Genomic DNA, 23,103 nt, shown 5'->3' on the forward strand with positions numbered 1-23,103 from the left:
ACACAAAAAAATGCTATTACAAAAATGCAAGAATGTTCTATATTTGAACATTCTTACATTTTATAATAGCACCAAAGGATGTAATAATATATATTTTTTGGGGGATTATTATAGAATTTGTTTAATTTTTTCGGCCACTGCTTTGCCAAAAACTTTATGACTTTTAGCATCAAGGTGCATATAGTCTATATAATTTACTTTCGCATAGTCGTTGCAATCCATAAATTCACAATTATTCATCTGAGCACATTTCATCATTAGTGCAGGTAATTCTTGTGATTTTTCTACACAAAGGGAGCCCATTCCTCCGGCTACATGGGAAAAATAACACATTCTATCTATAATGATTGGAGCAATTATCAAAATCTTAGGTTCTTTACGCCATACCTTTGAAATAACGGCTTTTTTTATCAGACGATCTACACCATCAGCGATATTTTGAGGTGTAGCAGAAAATCTTTGTTTCGTATCATTTGTACCCAGCATTATTATAAGCAGATCTATAGGGGACTGGGACATAAGTGTGGGAAACAAATGTTTAATACCGCTCAAGCCTTCATTTAACGGATCTTCGAACACAGTTGTACGCCCATTCAAGCCTTCCTCAACAACGCTATAATCATTTCCCAATTCATTACCTAAAACACCCGTCCAGCGGACATCATCGTCAAAACGGCCGTCTGTTTCTGCATTGTATCCCCATGTGTTTGAATCACCGAAGCAGACTATTTTTTTCTTATTCATACTAATCCGTCCTTTTATCTCCAGTTTTTCTATTCTTTATTAAAGTGTAGACTTTAATATGGCACTCATTATTTTTTCGTATACATCTTTAATCTTAGGCATATCCTGTTCATCTACAGGTTCCAAGGGAAGTCTTGTAGTTCCGATGTCTATACCTCTCAACTTTACAATTTCTTTTGCAGCACCGTAAAGTGATGGGAAGGAAAGTAAATCAACTATTATATCATTAATTACAAATTGCAACTCCTTGGCTTTTTTAAGATTGCCAATTGAAAAATACTTTTCAGCCTTTAAGAACAGCTCCGGCATTACACCGTAAGTACCGCCAATTCCTGAATCAGCTCCCATTATTCTGCCTGAAATATATTGTTCATCTGGACCATTGAACACTAATAGATTATCTCCACCGATAGCTTTAAACCTCTGAATGTCAAACGTACTCATACTGCTGTTTTTAATTCCCACAACCTTAGGGTAGGTCAACATTTTTCTCAATAAATTATTTGATAGGCTGTAGCCGGTTGTTTGAGGAATATTGTATATAATAAACGGAAGGTCTGCACTATCCATAATATTTTTCCAATGCAATTCTATGCTTCTTTCCGGCAACCCATAATACACACTAGGTACTGCTGAAAGTGCATATGCACCAACCTTTTCGGCATGCTTTGAAAGTTCAATGCTGTCTTTTGTTGCTGCTGCGCCTACATGAACGATGATTTTAAGTTCCTGTCCTACCTCTTCCATAACTGCCTCAAGCATTTGCTTTCTTTCATCTACCGTAAGAAGAAAGCCTTCACCCGAACTTCCCCCGACATATAAGCCTTTTACGCCTTTATCGGCATAAAACCTTGCCAACTTTTTTGTTGCCTCTTTACTAATGTTATTTTCCTTGTCAAAACAAGCATAGAATGCTATAAATATTCCCTTTAAGTCTTCTTTATTATAAATCATTGTATTGTACCTTCCTTTATGTTTTTAGCCTTTTACGGCTCCCATTGTTATACCTTGAGTAAAATACTTCTGGAAAATTATAAATACTATTATCATCGGAAGTGATGCCAGTGCCGCTCCAGCCATTATAACACCATAATTTGTGGTAAATTCCTGTTGAAGTAATGCTACTCCTAAAGGCAATGTCATCATCTTTTCGCTTCTTATAATTATCAATTGCATGAAGTAATCATTCCAAGCATTTATAAATGTGAATATTGCAAGAGCACCTACTCCCGGTTTTACCATAGGAATTACAATACTCCAGAAGCTTCTTAATTCCGTACATCCGTCAATTTTAGCTGCTTCCAGTAATTCTCCCGGAATACCTTGTGAGAACTGTTTCATAAGGAATACACCGAAAGGCCAACCTGCCGCAGGAAGTATCAGAGCTTGATAAGTGTTTATCCAATCCAGCTTTGATAAAATTGTAAACAAAGGTATCATAACAACCTGTTTAGGAAGTGCCATAGCTACTATTAGAGACCAGAATATCAGGTTTCTGCCCGGAAAAACCTTCTTTGCCAAAACAAAACCGGCCATTGTTGCAACTGTACAAACTATAAGCATAGTACCTAATGAAATAATAAAACTATTCATTGTCCAATGGAACAAAGGCGATTCCGATAACTGCTTAAAGTTTTGTAGGGTAGGATTTTTTGGCCACCATTCAGGCGGTATCTGAACTGTTACGTTCTGTGGTTTAAAAGCACCTGTTGCAATCCAGTAAAACGGGAACATAAATATTACAGATAATAAGACTACTAATGCCATAAATATATTTTGCCGTAAAGTGTATTTTTTAAAAAATTTCATCAGTTCTCCCCCCTTATCTTAATAATCAACTTCATCGCCAAAGAATTTGAATTGAATTATTGAAATAATCATTATAACTATTGCAAGTACAACTCCCATTGCTGATGATAGTCCGTATTTATTCAAAGTAAACGCTCTTTCATAAACCATATACATTACCGTCGATGTTGCATAAGATGGACCACCTGCAGTTAAAAGTTGAATTATTGAGAAACATTGGAAAGAGTTGATGGTGGTTATTATTATAATATATAATGTTGTCGGCATTAATAAAGGCCATGTAATATGCCTAAATACCTGCCAAGGTTTTGCTCCGTCAATTTCTGCAGCTTCAAGATATGATTCAGGCACATTACCCAGAGCTGCAACATAAAGAATTATAGGCTGTCCTACTGATAAAGTAACAAGAACTGCAATCATGCAACCCAGTGCATATTTTGGGTCACCCAGCCAACCGATAGGCTGAAATCCAAATAAGGAAGTAAGGTAATTCAATATACCAAAGTTTGGATGATAAATCCATCCCCACACAACTGTTATACTTACAACAGAACATACTGTTGGAAGATAAAAAACACCTCTGAATAATGACCTCACAACCGGAGACTTTTTGTAAATATTAGCCGATACAAATAATGAGATAAGAATTACAATCGGTACATTACCTATAACTAAAATTAAAGTATTTAACAAAGATTTAATAAATATTTTATCGTTTATTAAGGAAATATAATTATCTAGACCAACGAACTTGAAATTCCTAAGTGAATAATCAAAGAAACTTATATAAATACCTTTAAGCATTGGATAAACAACAAAACCTATAAAGAAAATCAACATAGGAACCAGAAACAAATAGGCTGTAGTCCATTCTCTTAGGTTAGCTTTATTTATTTTTCTTTTAACCGATAGGTTGTTGCCTTTGCGTATATTTTCCATGCGAACCCCCCCGTTTATGAAAACTGCTTTTATGTCTGTTCACGATTTTATTTTATCCATATGGAGCAGATAAATGCTCCATATGGATGGAATATTATTATTTCTTAACTAAAGTTTCATTTGCTTTTTTAACAAATTCGTCCAAACCATCTTTTGGTGTTTGTGTTCCTAATAATATATTCTGTAAAACTGGGAAGTAATAAGTTCTCATTTCAGCAAAACCCTGAACCTGGTTGTAATATGTTCCTAAATATTTAATCATGCTTTCACAGTACTTTGACTCAGCATCATCATATAAACCTGCATTTGAGGCTCTTACTGAAAAACTTCCTGTCTGCTTTAAGGTTTCTTTTGCTGTTTCCTGGTCATTAGCTATGAAATCAACAAGCTTCTTAGCTGCTGCAATTTTTTTGTCATCGTTATTGTTAAATACTCCAAATCCGCCTATAAATGCTTCAAACTGAGGCTTAACTGATGTATCGGGAGTTGGATAAGGAATAAATACTTCTTCAAAATTTGATGTTTTCTTAGCAGCACTTGATGCAAGTAATGTTTTGTTATATAAAGGAACACATGCAATCTTTTCGCCAAGGTACATATCAACTACATCATTTGATGCAAGTGCCTCTCCACCTTTTAAAATCAATCCTGATTTTACACTGTCAACAATCCACTGCAATGCTTCAACGTTTTTAGGATCATTTATAGTGTATTTTGATAAATCAGGAGCTATAGTAGAAACACCGCCCATGTTGGATATCCAAGCTCTGGTTCCCTGATCTCCCGCACTTGACTTGGCAAAAATAGCAGTCGGTGCTGTCAATGTTGGTATTTTTTCTTTTATTGCCTTCAATAATGCTTCAAATTCGCTAACTGTCCACAATCTATCTTCTTTATTAAGAGGAAGCATGTTTGTCAAACCGGCTTTATCGAGCATAGTTTTATTGAATGCCATCATATTTGGAGCTGTATTTATAGGGTACATGTAATATTTATTGTCTAGTTTAGAAGCATTTAATATTTTTTCAGATACATCGCTTTTAAAAGAATCACTAAACAGATCATCTAATTCTGCCATTACACCATTTCTGGCATAATCAATAATTCTACCGGGATAGTCAAAAATCAAATCAGGAGCTGAGTTCGAAGCTATTGCTGTATTAACCTTCTGTGGTCCACTGGCAAAATCGATCATTTCTACATTAACTTTAATATTGGGATACTTCTTGTTGAAACTTGCTACCAACTGTTTTTCATAATCCCCTGCAGTACCGGACTGGAAGTTAGGATAATCCCACCAAGTAATTTCAACTGATTCTGCTTTTGCAGTTGACGAAGGTGCTGACGAAGTTGATGTAGTAGGCTCTGTTGTAGAATTACCGCAACCTGCAAACATACTTGCAAGCATTGAGATAGCCACTAATGATACTAATACCTTTTTTGTTTTCATTGTTATCCTCCTCAAATTCATTAGTATATATTATTTTGTTCAAATAATACCGTTTTAAATTGTTAAAGCCTTTATTGAATCTACAAACTTCTTTGTAATCAGCTGCGGCCTTGTTATTGCTCCGCCTGTTACTACAGCCCATGCTCCGACTTTGATACATTTTGCGGCCAGTTCCGGAGTCTCAACATTTCCCTCTGCAATTATAGGTACCTTTAATACTTTTACTAAATCCTCTATTAGTGTAATATCAGGTTTTTCCCTATCCTTGGTATAGTCTGTATAACTGCTTAATGTAGTAGATACGAGATCAAAGCCCAATCTTTCAGCTTCTATTGCTTCTTCATAATCTGATATGTCGGCCATAAGAAGACCATCATATATCTTTCTGATTTCATTTATAAATTCTTCCAGTGTTTTTCCATCCGGTCTTGGTCTTTTAGTTGCATCCACTGCTATAATTTCAGCATTTACAGTTAACAAACTTTTTACCTCTTCAATTGTAGGAGTAATAAAAACATCACTTTGCCCGTACACTTTCTTATATATAGCTATTAAAGGCAGGTCAACGTTTTTCTTAATCTCTGAACAATCCTGTGGAGAATTAGCTCTGATCCCTACAGCACCACCCACCTGTGCTGCTTTAGCCATACGCATCATTATTGTTGAGCTATGAAGAGGTTCATCTTCCAGTGCTTGGCAGGATACTATCATTCCCCCTCTAATTCGATTAAGTGCCTGATTCCGATTTCTCATTTTGCTACCCCCTAATATAATGTTAAAAACACTATACCCTAGCTTCATTAGCTAATTTGTTGATTCCTTGCTTCTGAAATCATTATAGCACCATAAATACATTTTGTCTATACAATCTTACATTTTGTATATACAATTTTTTAAATGTATAGACTGCCTTGTATAAAATAAAAAACTCCTTTTGAAATTTGTAATTTCAAAAGGAGTTTTTATTTGTTTACATATATTTATTTAAACGCTCTTATTATATATCGTCAGATTAAAAGTATATCTATCAGGATTGTAAATAGTTTTTGCATATTCAATAGGGATGTCATCCTCATTAAATATTGTCCTTAAAGAAAGAAGTCCAAAACCTCTGCTTTTATTCAATAGCAGCTCGGCTTCTTTTTTACTTATAGTAACTGCCTTAATATTCTGCTTCATATAATTAAAATCAGCATGATACTCTTGTTTCATCAGTGTATAAAGTGAACATTTTTGCAAATTATATTTCATCATATCAGGAAAATGTTTTTCAGGCAGATAACTATATTCAATTGCCATAGGTTCATCATTTGCAAGACGCAGCCTATTTATGAAATATACCTGTTCATTTTCTGATAACTGAAGCATTTGAGCTGTCTGACCATCAGGTGTAATCTTCTCAAAGTACAAAATTTTGCTGCTTGGAACAAGACCTCGTTTCTCCATGTCTTCACTAAAGCCCTCTATTTCAAGCTTCTTTTCTATCATTTCTTTTGAAACAAAGGCTCCCTTACCATGGGTTCTATATAAAACTCCCTGATGAACAAGATTTGTAATTGCTTGCCTAACAGTCATTCTGCTAACACCAAAAAGCTCTGTTAGTTCTCGTTCAGTTGGCAGAGATTCTCCCGGAAGATAAACTTTTTCTTTTATCTTTTTTTTTATATACTCTTCTAATTGAGCATAAATAGGTACCGATGAGTTCTTATCTATCATTAAAATACCCCCATACTAAGAATAAAATTACTTAACTCTTACCTTTATAACTACCTTTCTAACTTTTTCCTTTTCTCCATTTGAAATCCCGGGCATATGGGCATCTTCCGGAAACAATATAAAGAATTCCTTTGGATTGTATAATATTAACCTTGGTTCTCCTGAAAGTGTTAAGAAATCATTTTCCTCATTGTAAGGTGATAAAACTTTTAGTTTTTCTATTTGGGAATACCCCATGTTTTCAACACCTTCAATCAGGCACTGTATATCTATATATTTTCTATGTGCTTCATATATAGAGTCTGCCAAATTCTTAGTTTCATATTCCTGAACTAAAGCATATACATTATTTCCATCTATATCATATCTACCGGGTGCTAAAGAAGCTAAGTCTGCTCTCTTTAAAAAGTTAAATACTTTCTCAAAATCACTATGAAGGGCTTCATATTTTTTACAGTTACTAATACTATCAAATATCATTTTTAGTCCTCTCCCCTATAATTATGTTTAAAAAAGTTCTCTTACTATTCCGCAAATAGCAGCATTATCTCCCAATTCTGCCCTTCTGATTATCAAATCTTCTCTAAAAACAGGCATCAGTCTGGATAACAATTCTTTTTTAATAGGTTCTATAAATATATCCCCTAAAGTGGTTATCCCACCTCCAAAAATTACAGCTTCAGGATTAAAAATGTGAACAAGTGATACTGTTCCACAAATTATAGCCTCATTATACTCTTTAACTATTTTAGTAGCAAGAGGGTCGCCTGAAGACTTTGCTGCATAAATAATCTCACCGCTTATATTTTCTGTATGTCCATTTACCATATCTGTGACAATAGACTTATTTCCATTTAATAATTCTTCCTTGAAATGTTTAATCAGGGCCGTAACGGAACCATATCTTTCAAAGCAGCCCTTATTACCGCAGTTACATTGTTCTCCATTCATATCAATGCTCATATGTCCAAATTCTGCTGCTACACCTCTGTATCCGTGTTCAATGCCACCATTTTTATAAATGGCTCCGCCAATTCCTGTCCCAAGGGTTATACATAAGAAATCTTCAACATCCCTTGCTGCGCCTAACCATTTTTCCCCTAATGCACATGCATTCACATCATTTTCGACTTCAACAGGAAGGTTGGTAAATGCTACGAGGTTTTTTTTCAGTTCAAATTCAGACAATTCCGGTATTGTACTTGCGGCATATAAAACTTTTCCACTGACACTGTCAACCTGACCTGTGCAAGCACATCCTATTCCCACTATATTATCCTTCCCAATAGAATCAATATATCTTTGGATTAGGTTTTGTATCGAAATAAATGTTTTTTTAAAGCCTTCCTTTGCATTAGTAGGAATTTTACAAAAATCCGAAACGCTTCCTGTACTGTCAATAAGAGCAGCTTTTATATTTGTACCCCCAATATCTATTCCTATAGCCAGTTTACTCATTTTTTACCTCCGGGATTCATTATTGTATTTATATTATTTCCACTACATTTACTATAGTTTTGCAGCTGCATCCTTATCTACAATTACCCTAACATCCTTATGAAGCTGTAGTATAGACGCCGGAACCTCTGGAGTAATTTTCCCACTTATTGCTGCAGCAATAATATCAGCCTTCGATTGTCCGCAAGCCAGAAGTAATATTTTCTTAGCACTCATAATTGTTCCTATTCCCATACTTATAGCTTTGGTCGGCACTTCATTTTTATTTTTAAAAAATCTGGAATTTGATTCTATTGTCATCTTGTCAAGTGTTACCAAATGTGTTTTTGCTTCGAAATTAACGTTTGGTTCATTAAATCCAATATGTCCGTTTACACCTATCCCAAGTACTTGTATGTCAATTCCACCGACTTCAGTGATTTTATTTTCGTATGCTAAACATTCCTTGTCGATATTTTCAGTGTTTCCATTTGGTATGTTTATATTTTCAGGTGGGACATTTATATGATTAAATAAGTTATTCATCATAAAATAGTAATAACTTTGAGTATTCGACGTTGCAAGTCCATAGTATTCATCTAAATTAAATGTTTTTACTTCTGCAAAGTCCAATTCTTTTTTGTTATAAAGATTTACTAATTCTTTATACATTCCTAATGGAGTATCACCTGTTGCCAGTCCTAAGACGCTGTTGGATTTTAAAGTAATTTGGCTTGCCAGTATATTTGCAGCCTTCCTGCTCATTTCATTGTAGTTGTCAACTTTAATTATTTTCATTTGTAATTCCCCCCAGTGGCTGTTAATATGTGTATACTGTTTTTCCCTCTACAATAGTTTTAAAAACATTGAATTCCTCATCCAGAATCACAATATCTGAATACTTTCCAACCTCAAGGCTACCTCTATCTTTCTCAATACCCAGCTCTTTTGCCGGATTTAAGGAAGCCAATTTGACAGCCTGACATATTCCATTTCCGGTATAATCCATAAAGTTTTTAATTGCCTGATTCAACTTTAGTGTACTTCCTGCCAGTGTACCGTCTTCAAGTCTTGCTATATTATTTTTAATTATAACCTTTTGTCCCCCCAACTCAGAAATACCGTCATGAAGACAGCCGGCCCTCATAGAATCTGTTATTAATATAACCTTGTCCATTCCCTTAATGGTTGCTAATATTTTAAATATGGCAGGATGTACATGTATTTTATCCGCAATCAGTTCGCAATATATGTCTGAATTTAAAATAGCCCCAACAACGCCGGGATTTCTATGATTTAAAGGAGTCATTGCATTAAAGGTATGAGTTGCATGACTTACACCATTTTCTATTGCCTGAACGGCTTGTTCATATTCCGCATTTGAATGTCCGATGGATAAAATAATTTTAGTTTTTTCCTTTACTTCTTTTATAAATTTATAATTTTCATCCATTTCAGGAGCTAAAGTTATCACTTTTATAATATCCACATATTTTTCTATAAAACTAAAATCGGGTTTTGTTATGAATTCATCAGCTTGTGCTCCCTTGTATTTTTTATTTATAAAGGGCCCCTCTAAATGCACGCCTAGAATTTTTGCACCTTGTGCTTCTTTTCCCATAAAATGTTTTATATTATCAAGTGCGGTATATATCTTATCTCTATTCATTGTCATAGTTGTTGCAAGAACTCCGGTAACTCCATTTTTAGCTACAATACTGCTTATTGCGGCTAAACTCTCTTTTGTCCCATCCATTATGTCATATCCACCTGATCCGTGAAGGTGCATATCAATAAAACCGGGTGAAACATAATTTCCTTTTGCATCAATTACTTCTTGGCAGGTCTGAAGCAACTCACCAGCTGTTTTGCTCTCTATGAATCCCAGAATCTTATCACTATATAGTAGAATTCTGTTATCCAAAACTTCTTTTTCTGTGATAATTTTCCCGTTTATTATAGCTTTCAAGTTTTACCCTCCCTTCATTAACTTCATTAACTTCATTATATACTACAACAATTAAATTGTCTATACAATATGTAATTAGTATATACAATATTAGCAATGGTATATACTATGGGTAAATATGTACATTATTATGTAAAGCTAAAAACCCGTTGGAAATTATCCAACGGGTTTTTATAACTGAAGTTATTTAATTGACCTTTCGAATTTTATTTATACAAGCCTCTACCTCAGGTAAGGAAGGCATCGCAGGAATTGCCCCTCTTTTTGAAGCACAAAGGGCTCCCACTGCATTAGAGAAGTCAATAATATCCGATATCATTGTTTTATTAATTTCCACTAGCGGTGACGTTACTTTGCTTATTTGATATAGGAGTCCACCAAGAAAAGCATCACCAGCACCAGTAGTATCCACAACCCTTGTGTCATATGTGTTCAAATGACCGCAGCCATCAGAACATCTGAAAAAACAACCTTTGGGACCAAGTGTAACAAGTATAAGCTTTATACCTTTATTAAAAAGTATTTTACTTCCGTACTCCAGATTACTTTCCCCTGTCAGAAATTCCAGTTCCGTTTCTGATATTTTCAAAATATCTGCGTATTCTAAACCTAACATCATGCCGGCCCTTGCTTGTATGTCATCTTTCCACAGGAGCGGCCTCCAATTGGGATCATAGGATATGATTTTTCCTTCACTTTTTGCATATTCTACTGCCTTTATGGTAGCACTTCTTGCCGGTTCATCAGTCATTGATAAAGAGCCGAAGTGAAAAATTTTACACTCTTTTATAATATCTAACTCCAGATCGTCTGGTGTAAGCATTAAGTCCGCTCCCGGGTTTCTGTAAAAGCTGAAACTCCTGTCTCCGTGTTCATCAAGATGTACAAAAGCGAGTGTTGTATTAACTTTTTCAGAGAATTTTAACCCCTTGGCTTCTATATGGTTATCCTCCAGCACACTCTTTAGAAAGTTTCCAAACTGATCATTTCCTACCTTTCCAATAAAAGCACACTTTCCTCCCAGTTTAGAAACAGCTGTAAGTACATTGGCCGGTGCTCCCCCCGGGTTTCTTTCAAAAAGTAAATTGTTTGCAGAGGAATTCCCTGTTGGCGTAAAATCTATTAATAATTCGCCTAATGCTACTACATCAAATATATTAATCATTCCTTTACAATTTATATTTATTTAGACTTTTTTAATCCATTTCTATGAGCACCTTCATAGCTTTATCCTTTTGCTCGTCAATGATTTTATATGCTTTCTCGTATTCACGGAAGGGCACTCTATGGGTAATTAATAAGTCAAACTCAATCAAGCCCTCTCCTACAAGACGGATAGCTTCAATATAGTCCTCCACCCTGTACATGGCCGTGCCAATCAGACGTAATTCATGATCCTGCACAAAACCCATATTTATGGTAGCGAGATCTCCAAATACACCAACTACTACAATGTCACTGCCTTTTCTTGCGTATTCAATGGCCTGCTTCATGGTAGCGTTTATTCCGATACATTCAAAAATTACATCTGCCCCATCAACACCAAAAAAGTTAATTATAGCTTCCTTTAAATCCTTTTCCTTGGGGTTTACTGTTGCAATACCACATTTTTCAGCCGTTTCCAGACGATATTCGCTAAGCTCGGACATCATTACCTTAGCAGCTCCCATTGCTTTAGCGGTCTGTGCCACCAGATTGCCAATAGGACCACCACCCAGCACCAACACTGACTTACCCTGAATATTTCCGTAACGACGTACGGCGTGTACCGCCACAGCCAAAGGCTCAATCATAGCCCCATGGTCATAACTCATTCCCTCCGGCAGCTTTATAGCTTTCTCCGCGTCTACCACAAAATATTCGCTGGCCATGCCGGTAGTCTGGAAGCCCATGACCTTTAGGACTTCGCAATCGTTGTACATGCCATGAGTACAGGGATAACATTCACCGCACACTACCTGAGGCTGAATAGTTACCCTGTCCCCCGCCTTCACGTTGGTGACCGAGCTGCCAACCTCTTCAACTATGGCTGATACCTCATGACCCTGAACAACCGGATAACTTGTGTATGGGTGTTTACCATGGTTTACGTGAACATCGGAACCACATACTCCGATAATTTTCATTTTTACTTTTATCTGATTATCTCCGACTTCCGGTAGCGGTACTTCTTGATATACTATTTTCCCAGGTTCGGTCATAATTGCCTGTAACATTTTAAAAACCCCCTTCAAAAACATGTTTTGTAAACTCCAATGCTTCTTTTGCGTTCTTATCTAGCTGTTCTGGAGATGCTCCCTCCGAGAGGTCACGCCATACCTTAATATCAGAACCAACCTGTCCACCCATTAGAACAAAGGGCTCCATAACAATAGCACCGTCGTAGCCGATATCCCGTAGGGCACAGCCGATTTCCTGCCATGGTATACGTCCCTTGCCGGGAACCCGGCGGTTACACTCACCTGTGTGGAAGTGTCCGAGATATTTACCGGCCGTGCGTATTGCATCACCTAGGCTGTCTTCTTCAATATTCATATGAAAAGTATCAAGCATTAGCTTGACATTGGGACTGTCGACGGCTTTAATAAATTCTACACCTTCTGCTACGGTATTCAACAAGTATCCTTCAAAGCGATTTAGTACCTCCATACCAAGAGTTACGCCATAATCAGCCGCCATTGCTGCCATTTTCTTCACACCATGGATGCTGCGTACAAGGTCTGCCTCTTTGTCAATGGTGTTGGAATAATCAACAGGCCAGTAGGAATATAGTCCACCCCCTACCAGATTGATATCCAGCCTTTTCAAAATCTTAAATGTTTTATTCCAGAAGTTGAGCGCATTAGACACAACTGCAGGATTATCAGATGCGATATTCTCGCTTGCCTTCGGACCATAACCTCCGGTAAGGGTTATACCATAGTTTTCTTTAGCACGACGAAGTTCGTCTATCTGTCGATCGCTCATATCAAGTAGAGATGCACAGGAAATTTCAAGAATGTCGAAGCCAAGTCCTGCAACTCTTTTTACATAAGGAAGATATTCTCCACCCCACTGTCTTTCCCAGTAAGCATAATAGATACCGTATTTCATAAAAATCTCCTTCAAATTGTCATACTGACTTTATCCTTTGACTGCTCCGGCAACCAGACCCTTTACGAAGAATCTCTGGCCTGCCAAAAATACAGCAAATACCGGAATCAGTGCTGATGCAGACGCAGCCATAACAAGATTGTATTCGGTTACGCTCTCTTCAACGAAATTAGTAAGTGCTACAGGTATTGTGTATTGACGCCAGTCTGAAAGAAAAACAAGTGCATCTAAGTAATTGTTCCAGTTCCATAGGAAAACAAGCATTGCCAGTGATGCCATACCAGGCTTTGCAACGGGAACCATAATACGTGCCCAAATTTGAAATTCATTGGCACCATCAATAAATGACGCTTCCTTCAATTCATTTGGTATCTGCATAAAATACTGGCGCATTAAAAATGTACCGGTAATTGTAACAAGTCCCGGAAGAATAAGCGGCAGATGTCCGCCTACCATACCCAGTGAATTGAAAAGAGTAAATCTAGGAATTAAAGTAACCTGTGTTGGTATCATCATAGCCGCCAGATATAGTAAGAAAATCACATTACTTCCACGGAATTTAATCTTCGCAAATGCATACCCCGCAAGAGTGCTTGTAAGCACCGAACCGAACAGATTTATAAAAGCAATTTTAAGTGAATTTAAATATGCTACGGCAAAATGATAATCAACCTTTGCCTTACCGCCAATGTTCCACACCGACATATAATTGTCCGGATAGAAATAATCCGGGATCCATTTAATCGGAAGCTTCAAAACATCGGCAGAAGTCTTCATTGATGCCGAAAGCATCCATAAAAACGGGGTAATCATGACCAGAGAAATTCCGATGATTAATGCAGTACAACCGAAGCGAATTAATAGTTTTTTCATAAAGTAGAATTTTTTCAAATCTTTGTTCTTCATTTTCTCATCTCCCTATTCATAACTAACCCATTTCTTCTGTCCACGCCACTGTATCAACGTAACGATAAGCAGTAATAAAAATAGTATCCATGCTATCGCAGAGGCATAACCCATGCGGAAGAAAGTAAATCCGGTTGTATAGATATAATATACCAGCACGCTGGTGGAAGTTCCCGGACCGCCTCTTGTCATTATCTGAATAGGTGCAAATACCTGGAACGAATTTATTAAAGTAGTTATTACAAGGAAAAATGTTGTTGGTGAAAGTGATGGTATAGTAATCTTAAAGAATTTGGTTATCTCACTTGCACCGTCCACATCAGCTGCCTCGTACACATCCTGTGGCAGTCCCTGTATAGCTGATGAGTATATCAGAATGTTATACCCTATACTGCTCCAAATTGACATGATGGTAACGGCAATCAACGCCCAATTGTAGTCACCCAGCCATGCCGGAGGAGTTTCCCATCCAAGTGCCTTTACCATTAGTGTAAAAGGCCCCCAGGGTGAATACATCATAACCCAAACAATTGCAACAGCAACTATGTTAGAAATATACGGCATAAACATTGCCAGCTTCATTGGAACTTTTGCAAAACAGTATGACTCAAGAATTACAGCAAGTACCAATGCAAGAAAAATTGATATGGGAACAACCATTAATGAATATAAAACTGTGTTAAATAATGAAGATGTAAACCATCCGTCCTTCCATATTTCAATATAGTTAGCACCGAAATTAAAGTTCCAATTTCCAAGTCCCTTTGTAAAATCCCAGTCAGTAAAGCTTATAAAAAGGGAAAACAAAAGAGGAAAAAGTGTAAATATTACCATACCGAGTATATTTGGCAAAATAAAAGTGTACCCGGTTATGTCTGTTTTTAGCTGCCTGCTTAATTTCAGCTTCAAATACATTACCTCCTTCTGCTAAAGCACTTAGAGTATATGAGGACGCTTAAAGCGTCCTCATATAACTCTTATAACAATTTAGCTGTTGTCTGTTATTTCAAGAATTTATCTGCACTTATCTTAGCCTCGCTTAATGCAGAAGCAGCATCCTTTTTCCCTGTATAAATTGACTCCAGAGCATCATTAAATACTTTCTGAATTTCCGGAAGTTTTTTGGTTTCAGTAGAAACTGCAAGATTATCTTTCTTTTCAAGGAATTTTACAACTGTATTTTTATCCAGAATTTTCTCGCCATTCTTCATATATTCATCAACAATTTTATTTGAGTCGATACCCTGATACATCGGCACACGTCCATATGGGGTCATTGACAGCATACCACCCTTGGTATACCACGTTACAAATTCCATAGCCTTATCAATATTTTCTGAATTCGGATTGATACAGATAAAATCACCGGCAGCACCTTCGCCTATAGAATACTTCGCCGCGGAATTGTCAGATACAGGAACCGGGAGATATGCTGTAACAAAATCGTGAGGGTACTTTTCTAAGTCCTTTATTGATCGGATTGTCCATACACCTAACGACATAGCACTCTTTCCTGCAAGGAAAACGCTTTCTACAGACAGCTTCTGGGTTACATTGTCTGTATGGGTTACTGCAGACTTATCTACCCACATCATATCAGAAATCATCTGATTGAGCTTTATAAACTCAGGATTATCCAGATTTGTCTCCTTGCCGCCTGCTTTATAGAGAAAATCAGGTCCTAAAACGGTTTGCGCAATATAAGAAGGTCTGAAAATTTCCATTATAGTGTTCCAGTACATACCATAAACCTTATTCTGACCCTCACCCTTTGTGAGTTTTTTAGCTGTTTCCCTGAATTCATCATAAGTCCATGATTCAGGAAGAGGAATACCTGCTTCATCAAACATATTCTTGTTAGCTAAAATATAATAATTTTCCATTTTTGTTGGAAGACCATATACTTTTCCATCATAAATATATGGGTTTACACTGTTTCCCAACTCCTTAACAGGATCAAAACCTGCCTTGGAAAGCCTATCTGATATTTCAAGTGCCATACCGCCGGTTCCTCTTTTTACAAGGTTACTTGAGGTATAGGTCATGAAGACATCAATATCTCCTCCGGCCAGTAATGTTGTATCAAGTTTCATATTACCCGTGTCATCATTAACAAACCTGATATATTCCGCTTGAATACCCTTGTCCTTATACTCCTTGTTAAAGGCATCCACTGTTAACTGCGGTCCATATTCTGCAGGAACTCCACCCCAGAATTTAAGTACTACGGGTTTATCAGATTGAGCTGTCGTTTTCCCTGCCGAGTCCACGCCGGATGTCTGACTGCTCTCTCCTGAATTACCGCCACAGCCGGCAAGCATTGTAATGAGCATCGATGCCGCAATGAAAATAGTCCACTTTTTCTTTAACATTTTCTTTCCTCCCGTTATAAATAGATTCGTACGTTTTAAGCACATTAATATCGTAAACCGTTCTTCTTGATATGTTAATTAACTGAACTACTTTTCATATTTACTTTTCTGCTGATTATCTATATACACATATGCATTTAATTACATTTAGGTATTCTATTGAACTTTTAATGTTTATTATTTTTAGATTAGTATAACTATTCTGTTATTTTGCTATTTCTATACTCATTTGGTGAGATTTTGGTAATTTTCTTAAAAAGTATGCTGAAATAATTCGGGCTATTTATTCCAACCTCATAAGATATTTCATTAATATTCTTATCAGTTTCTGTCAGCAACTTCATTGCTTTTTCAATTCTAAGTCTGTTTACATAATCTACAAAAGATATACCCATTTCACTTTTGAATAAATGAGAGAAGTGACTTTCGCTAATATGTATCACACGGGCAGCAGTTGCAACACTTAATTCACTGTTAAGATTCTCTTTAACATAAGCTACAATTTTGGCAATTTCCTTTTTTAATTTTTTATTACCGATTTTATTGCTCTCCTTAACATATAAGCCAAGCACTGACAAAAAACTTTCTTCAATTTTAAAAAGCAAATCGTACTCAAAAATCGCTTGATACAGAGTCATTCCATTGTCGTCCGTCAGCTTGTCCACCATAATTCCTTTTGTAAGGCCATCTGCCTTTATAACCCGGTACAGTTCATAAAGTGCTTCTCTCACATGGTAGGGTTCTATACCTTCCTTCTCATAAAAATAACCAATGGTCTTTCTCAAAAGTGTATCCGCTTCTGAAAAATTGAAATCCTCTAATGCCGCTCTCCAGTCTGATAATCTGAATTCCGAAGGCAGGTGAAATCCTTGCTGCTTTGGCTTTTCATCAGTACATAGCAGCAGCTTGTTTTCTTTCATAAAAAAACGTTCATTCATTACTCTTCTGCAGTCAGCTACAGCATTTGATAAGTTCTCCAGACCCATAGTTTCCTTGCTCATGACTCCATATATCTGCATGCCAAAATAGAGCTCAACACTTTTTACTATGCGTTGAAACCCTGCTTCAACCTTGCCGATGAACTCCCTGTCGAGACGTCTCCTGGGTAAATTTATTGTAACAATACACTGATTTTTTTCATATCGGAATGTCTGGGAAATAATAATTTCATCCATTACTTCCCCTACTATATTTTCCAGAGATGCCGAGAACAAATCCGGCTCCAGAGTCTCCCCTGACGAATGAACAATATTGTAATCCGCTACGCTTAAATACAAGACCGCATAGGTTTTATTAAAATCACATTTTACGTTTATAAGACATAACTCTTTCATCAGATCAGCTTTATTTAAATAACTGCGCTCAATCATCATGTTAATGAGCCGTTCTCTTATTACACCGGCATTATTGCGCAGCAGCATTTCCGCATCCTTACCTGACATTTTTCTTTCATTTATCTCTTTGGATACATTGTTCAAAATAGCAAGAAGTTCATCTGCGTTTATGGTCAATTTAAATATAAAATCCCTTGCGCCAAGTTTCATAGCCATTTTAACCTTCTCAAAATCAGTGTAATTGCTTAAAACAATGATTTTTATATCCAAAGCGTTTTTATTGCAATACTCAATAAGTTCAAGTCCATTTATGGGTTCCATCATAAGGTCTGTAAGAATAATCTGGGGTGAATACTGAGATATTTTTTCGATGGCGTCCTGACCATTGATAGCATCGCACACCACGGAATAGCCCCATTTTTCCCAATCAAGCATGGATTTAACACCAATACGGACAATATACTCATCGTCTACTATCATGACCCGCTTCATTTATATTTCTCTCCTTTCACATTCAGGATAAATCACCGGGAGATGATAGTCCACCCGTGCACCGCCTTCATTGTTATTGGATATGTCTATCCCATACCCGCTTCCATAAGATACCTTTATTCTTTCGTTGATAATGCCAAGCCCGATACCGGAACCCTCTATTTCACTGACTTTACCTTCTCTTTTGCTGTTAAATGTATAAATAGCGTCTTCAGAGAAGCCCTTCCCATTGTCTGAAATAGAAATTTCAAGGGTGCCATTTTTAATAAGTGCTGAAATAGTAATAACTCCCCCGGTGGAATTAGGAGAAAATGCATGCTTAAAGATATTTTCAACGGAAGGTTGAAGAATAAATTTAATAATCTGGCATTGTTCCAAATAGTGGGGCATATCTACTACTAACGAGTAGCTATTACCAAAACGCATGTTTTGTATATAACAATAACTTTTTATGACCTCAAGCTCTTTTACGAGGTCAACTGTTTCGTCATCCTGCGTCAAGCTGTATTTGAGAATCTCAGCCAGTGAATCTATGCTCTCTCTTATATTATCAGCTTTTCTTATGATAGCCATCCATCTAATGCTGTTCAAGGTATTGAAGAGAAAATGAGGGCTCATTTTAGACCTTAAGGATTCATATTTATATTTTTCTTTCGTCACCTGCTCCTGACGCAGTTTTGCGAAAAGGTCATTAATATGCACCGACATATTATAGTATACTGAATATATTTCACCTATCTCGTCTTTTCTTTCTTTTTTCAATGCAATCGGTGCTTCTCCAACCCTGTAGTTTTTCATTTGGTTGGAAAGAACCCTTATCGGTCTTGCTATTCGGTTTGCAATCATAAATGCAATCAATAATATAACAGCAATAAAAAGGATACACATAGTAGTAATTTTAACAGTTAACTTGTGAATTTGGCTCTCCAGCTTTTGATAATCGGTAAGATAAAAAATCTTAAGCTGCTTATGTGAGTACTTGCTAAAAAGCTTGACAGTATAAAAGCTCAGCAGATGCTTCCCTCCATTTACGGTTAGCACAGTACTTCCATTTTGTTCATGTCTATGTTCCATAGCAATTTTATTAAATTCATCTTCGGAAAGACTATCATTGTTGTGAAACAAAACCTGACCTTCTTGCGTAGATGCGAAAATAGAATCCTTCTCCGAGTATTTATAACTATCAAGGATATCAGATATCTTCTGCTGGTCAATGCTTATAAGAACTGTCCCAAGCATATTATCGAAATGATTGTTATCCATAATTGAACGGGCAAGAGAAATCTGATTTGTTTCCCCTAAATTACTTTTTTCATAACCTTTAGATGACATACTCCAAATAATGTACCCTTTAGCTATTATACTTTCCTGTACCCAGTCCTGTTCTAAAAGGTATGAGTAGTTGTTGTTATTCAAACTCCAATTGGCATAAGCCTTATGCTCTTTGTCAAAAAAAGTGATTTTCATATAATCTATGCTATCATCGTAAAGGTTTAACATTGAAATCTGATTCAACATATTATTAAAGGCCACGGTACGATCATAATAAGTGTATGAGTCATTACTGAAAACCTCGGCGATTTTAGAATCATTATAAAAGACATTTGAAATACTTATCATTTTATTGAAAATCTGGTTCATTTCATTCTCACTTTTGGACAGATTCTGTATAATTTTAGCACTTATTTCTTTACGTAAGATGGATTCCATTTCAACCTTTACATACTGGAGCATAAGTGTAAATGGAATTAATATTAAAAATACAATTATAATAAAAATCCGGGATGATAGCCGACCCATTATAATCTTCAAATCTGCACCTTCTCTGTCTTAATATTTTTTTTATACATAGATGGAGATAGTCCGGTATGCCTCTTAAAAACAGATGAGAAGTAATTGGGATCGGAAAAACCGCATCTACCTGATATCTCTAAAAAGCTGCACGATGTCTCTGCGATAAGCTGCTTAGCCTTGTCTATACGAACTTGATTTATAAATTGATTGATATTCTGATTCATACTCTTTTTAAAAATATGGCTGATATAGGATTCGCTACACTGGCAGAATGCCGCAATTTCTGCGATACGAATATCATTTGTATAGTTCAGACGTATAAATTCAATGGTATTAGATAGAATATAAGCCCTGTTTGTGTCAGTGCTGTAAACGGTATGCGGGCTTACTGTTCCTGCGTTTATAAGGGCTTTGTAATACATTCGAAAAAAATCTACCAATATACCGCATCTCATCAAAATCTTATTGACATCCAATGTACCGTCTTTCACGGACTTAGCATAAAGGCGCAGTGCCTTTTCTTTGTCTATCCCGTACTTTTTCTCCGCTTTTGCAATACGGTGAACTGCTCGTTTATCATCAAGCTCAAAGCCATAGATACCTATGGCTGCAATGACCTTACCGTTATATTTAACCGGAATTACCATCTCACTGCATCCACAGTAACAAGTGCCAACAAAATAACCCTCAGAGGTTTCACATTTTTTGTGTAGTAGTTTACTTGTATCCTGACAGCGCTTCCACATTTCTCTGTTTAATTTTATAAACATACAAAAGGACGACTTGTGAATATAATATGGATTTAGTAACTGGGCCACATCAGGGTCCTTTTCAATAAAACCGACAAAATCCTTAATGGCAATCTGGCAGCTAAGCTCTATTGTAAGATTTTTAATATACTCTAAAACATTAAAATATCTGTTCATAAATTATCACATCCATCAGTAAACATAATGTTGTTTTAGTAAAATCTTATCATATAACGTCTACCCTCACAAAGGAATAAATATGCGGATTTCGGATTTTAATACAAAATCGCAGGATTGTAATAGATAAAGCAGAATTTTAAAGATTTATCATTTGCAGAATAACAAAGATTAAATGCAATTTATTTAAGGTTTACACATAAGAAACGCCTTACAATTATAACAAGGCGATAGATGACAGGTACATGTCTCCCGCCTTGTTGAAACCCATAGAGGAAATGAATTTTTCTCCATTTAAGTAATAAAACCAATTATTTTGGAGGTAGTAAATTATGAAAGCACAACGATGTTATGATAAAAAGTATGACGTTGTCGTCATAGGCGGAGGTATGTCCGGTATTAATGCGGCCATAGCAGCTGCAAGGCAAGGAGCAAAAACAGCTATAATACATGCACGCCCGGTTTTGGGTGGAAATGCCAGTTCAGAAATACGTATGCATATTGCCGGTGCCAATTGTCACCTTAGTAAAAAAGATTTAACTGAAACAGGTATTATAGAAGAACTCCTTTTGGAAAATAAGCAACGTAATCCTTATCAATCATTTTCTATATGGGATTCCGTATTATGGGAAAAGGTTCGGTTTCAGAATAATCTTGACTGTTTTTTAAACACCTCAATGGACAGTGTGGAAACCTGTGATAATAAAATTAAAAGCGTTATATGTCATCAAACCACTACTGAAACCACCTATAGCTTCTCAGCAGACATTTTTATCGATGCTACTGGTAATGGAACACTAGGTTTTTTTGCAGGTGCCGAATACCAAATAGGCAGTGATAACATTAATCAGACTAATGCTTCAAAGAACTCAAAAGAACACAAAATAGGCAGCACTCTCATGTTCCTTGCGGAAGATATGGGTGAACCGGTAAAATTTAATAAACCTTCCTGGGCTTATTCCTTTGATAAGGAGGAGTTGAAATTCCGAAGTCATAACAATAACGGAGCTAAAGAACATAACACGGATTCATGTTACTGGTGGATTGAGCTTGAAGGAACCAGTCGGGACATAGTTGGCGACCATGAACGCATCACTGAGGATATCTACAAATACATTTACGGCATCTGGGAGTATATTAAAAACTCAGGAGACTATGAGGCGGAAAACTATGCACTTACCTGGGTGGGAACAGTTCCGTGCGGAAGTGAAAGCCGTCGCCTTGTAGGTGATTATATACTAAATGAGAATGATATATATACCACCAGAATTTTTAACGATGCTGTTGCATACGGCGGTTGGCCTATAGATGAGCATCACCAGACGGGAATTTTCCGTCAAGGCCTTCCGAAGCCGAATATCAACTTTTCAGGTGCGTATACCATCCCCTACCGCTGCTATTATTCCAAAAACATTGAAAACCTCATGATGGTGGGTCGGAACATAAGCACAACTAAAATGGCATCAAGTTCCTCCCGTGTTATGGGCACCTGTTCCGTTGGGGGACAGGCGGTTGGTACAGCTGCTGCGCTGGCAGCAAAATATAACTGCGCTCCTAGAGAGGTAGCCCAATATATGGATGAACTACAGCAGACATTGTTGAAGGATGACTGCTATATTCCGGGATATATAAATACTGATTCGGCAGACCTTTTGCTGGATGCCTCAGTGTCCGCTAAAAGTTTCATTAATGGCTGCGAGCCAATAAATGTAATAAATGGTGTTTCAAGAACTGTAGGTGACAAAAAAAATTGCTGGGAATCAAATAAAATTTCTGAAAACGGTGAAACAATTTCCGTGATACTACCCTCAACCATGGCCATGAGGCAGCTCCGACTAACCTTTGATTCTAATTTAAATCAGGAAATCATTCCTTCGATGACTAAAAGTATCAGGGAATCTCAGGTAAAAGGTATGCCCATAGAGCTTGTAAAAGATTATGAAATAAGAGTATACAACGGAGATGAACTTACTTATTTTAAAGAAGTCACAAACAATTACCAACGTCTCAATATTCATGAGTTACCTGAGGGTACTTACGGCAACCGTATCAATGTAACTGTTCTTGAAACACATGGTTACTCAAATGCGAGAATCTTCGAAATCCGAGCGTACTAAAAGGA

At 36.6% G+C, this 23,103-nt stretch carries 21 protein-coding genes; 1 reads left to right on the top strand and 20 read right to left on the bottom strand.

The genetic code is table 11. From position 1 onward, the window contains the following. Window positions 1–108: 108 nt before the first annotated feature. From CLO1100_RS14820 to CLO1100_RS14915, 20 genes are all read right to left on the bottom strand, one after another. Window positions 109–744, bottom strand: a complete 636-nt coding sequence (locus CLO1100_RS14820; protein ID WP_014314577.1) for a GDSL-type esterase/lipase family protein — start codon at window positions 742–744, stop codon at window positions 109–111. 39 nt (window positions 745–783) lie between these two features. Next, window positions 784–1,698 (bottom strand): dihydrodipicolinate synthase family protein, encoded by a 915-nt coding sequence (locus CLO1100_RS14825; RefSeq protein WP_014314578.1) that lies wholly within the window; start codon window positions 1,696–1,698, stop codon window positions 784–786. A gap of 24 nt (window positions 1,699–1,722) precedes the next feature. Then, window positions 1,723–2,553, bottom strand: coding sequence for an ABC transporter permease subunit (locus tag CLO1100_RS14830; protein ID WP_014314579.1), 831 nt, complete (start codon window positions 2,551–2,553; stop codon window positions 1,723–1,725). Window positions 2,554–2,571: 18 nt separating this feature from the next. Further along, window positions 2,572–3,492 (bottom strand): sugar ABC transporter permease, encoded by a 921-nt coding sequence (locus CLO1100_RS14835; RefSeq protein ID WP_014314580.1) that lies wholly within the window; start codon window positions 3,490–3,492, stop codon window positions 2,572–2,574. 97 nt (window positions 3,493–3,589) lie between these two features. Beyond that, window positions 3,590–4,942, bottom strand: coding sequence for an ABC transporter substrate-binding protein (locus CLO1100_RS14840; protein WP_014314581.1), 1,353 nt, complete (start codon window positions 4,940–4,942; stop codon window positions 3,590–3,592). A gap of 54 nt (window positions 4,943–4,996) precedes the next feature. Next, entirely contained in the window at window positions 4,997–5,695 is a 699-nt protein-coding gene (locus CLO1100_RS14845; protein WP_014314582.1) for an N-acetylmannosamine-6-phosphate 2-epimerase, read from the bottom strand. A 231-nt stretch (window positions 5,696–5,926) separates the two neighbouring features. After that, window positions 5,927–6,658 carry a GntR family transcriptional regulator gene (locus CLO1100_RS14850; RefSeq protein WP_014314583.1) on the bottom strand — a complete coding sequence of 244 codons (732 nt, stop codon included), beginning with the start codon at window positions 6,656–6,658 and terminating at the stop codon, window positions 5,927–5,929. Window positions 6,659–6,685: 27 nt separating this feature from the next. Then, window positions 6,686–7,138 carry a YhcH/YjgK/YiaL family protein gene (locus CLO1100_RS14855; protein WP_014314584.1) on the bottom strand — a complete coding sequence of 151 codons (453 nt, stop codon included), beginning with the start codon at window positions 7,136–7,138 and terminating at the stop codon, window positions 6,686–6,688. Between the two features lie 27 nt (window positions 7,139–7,165). Next, on the bottom strand, window positions 7,166–8,116 hold the full coding sequence (locus CLO1100_RS14860; RefSeq protein ID WP_014314585.1) for an ROK family protein: 951 nt from the start codon (window positions 8,114–8,116) through the stop codon (window positions 7,166–7,168). Between the two features lie 51 nt (window positions 8,117–8,167). Further along, complete coding sequence (gene nagB, locus CLO1100_RS14865) at window positions 8,168–8,893, bottom strand: glucosamine-6-phosphate deaminase (protein ID WP_014314586.1); 726 nt, start codon at window positions 8,891–8,893, stop codon at window positions 8,168–8,170. A 22-nt stretch (window positions 8,894–8,915) separates the two neighbouring features. After that, window positions 8,916–10,064 carry an N-acetylglucosamine-6-phosphate deacetylase gene (nagA, locus tag CLO1100_RS14870; RefSeq protein WP_014314587.1) on the bottom strand — a complete coding sequence of 383 codons (1,149 nt, stop codon included), beginning with the start codon at window positions 10,062–10,064 and terminating at the stop codon, window positions 8,916–8,918. A gap of 187 nt (window positions 10,065–10,251) precedes the next feature. Beyond that, window positions 10,252–11,229: a carbohydrate kinase gene (locus CLO1100_RS14875; protein WP_014314588.1), complete on the bottom strand. Its 978-nt coding sequence runs from the start codon at window positions 11,227–11,229 to the stop codon at window positions 10,252–10,254. Between the two features lie 31 nt (window positions 11,230–11,260). After that, window positions 11,261–12,280: an alcohol dehydrogenase catalytic domain-containing protein gene (locus tag CLO1100_RS14880; RefSeq protein WP_014314589.1), complete on the bottom strand. Its 1,020-nt coding sequence runs from the start codon at window positions 12,278–12,280 to the stop codon at window positions 11,261–11,263. Window position 12,281: 1 nt separating this feature from the next. Continuing rightward, entirely contained in the window at window positions 12,282–13,157 is an 876-nt protein-coding gene (locus CLO1100_RS14885) for a sugar phosphate isomerase/epimerase family protein (RefSeq protein WP_014314590.1), read from the bottom strand. Window positions 13,158–13,187: 30 nt separating this feature from the next. Beyond that, window positions 13,188–14,063: a carbohydrate ABC transporter permease gene (locus CLO1100_RS14890; RefSeq protein ID WP_014314591.1), complete on the bottom strand. Its 876-nt coding sequence runs from the start codon at window positions 14,061–14,063 to the stop codon at window positions 13,188–13,190. Window positions 14,064–14,075: 12 nt separating this feature from the next. Next, on the bottom strand, window positions 14,076–14,978 hold the full coding sequence (locus tag CLO1100_RS14895) for a sugar ABC transporter permease (RefSeq protein WP_014314592.1): 903 nt from the start codon (window positions 14,976–14,978) through the stop codon (window positions 14,076–14,078). A gap of 86 nt (window positions 14,979–15,064) precedes the next feature. Beyond that, window positions 15,065–16,435, bottom strand: coding sequence for an extracellular solute-binding protein (locus CLO1100_RS14900; RefSeq protein WP_014314593.1), 1,371 nt, complete (start codon window positions 16,433–16,435; stop codon window positions 15,065–15,067). 197 nt (window positions 16,436–16,632) lie between these two features. Next, window positions 16,633–18,261: a helix-turn-helix domain-containing protein gene (locus tag CLO1100_RS14905; RefSeq protein ID WP_014314594.1), complete on the bottom strand. Its 1,629-nt coding sequence runs from the start codon at window positions 18,259–18,261 to the stop codon at window positions 16,633–16,635. Further along, window positions 18,262–20,073: a histidine kinase gene (locus tag CLO1100_RS14910; protein ID WP_014314595.1), complete on the bottom strand. Its 1,812-nt coding sequence runs from the start codon at window positions 20,071–20,073 to the stop codon at window positions 18,262–18,264. Beyond that, window positions 20,070–20,981 (bottom strand): helix-turn-helix domain-containing protein, encoded by a 912-nt coding sequence (locus tag CLO1100_RS14915; protein WP_014314596.1) that lies wholly within the window; start codon window positions 20,979–20,981, stop codon window positions 20,070–20,072. The genes CLO1100_RS14910 and CLO1100_RS14915 overlap by 4 nt, the downstream gene beginning before the upstream one ends. Window positions 20,982–21,313: 332 nt before the next feature. Here CLO1100_RS14915 and CLO1100_RS14920 point away from each other — a divergent pair, with 332 nt between their 5' ends. Continuing rightward, window positions 21,314–23,098 (top strand): FAD-dependent oxidoreductase, encoded by a 1,785-nt coding sequence (locus CLO1100_RS14920; protein WP_014314597.1) that lies wholly within the window; start codon window positions 21,314–21,316, stop codon window positions 23,096–23,098. Window positions 23,099–23,103 lie beyond the last annotated feature (5 nt).

This window comes from Clostridium sp. BNL1100 (assembly GCF_000244875.1).
Classification (GTDB): domain Bacteria; phylum Bacillota; class Clostridia; order Acetivibrionales; family DSM-1351; genus Ruminiclostridium.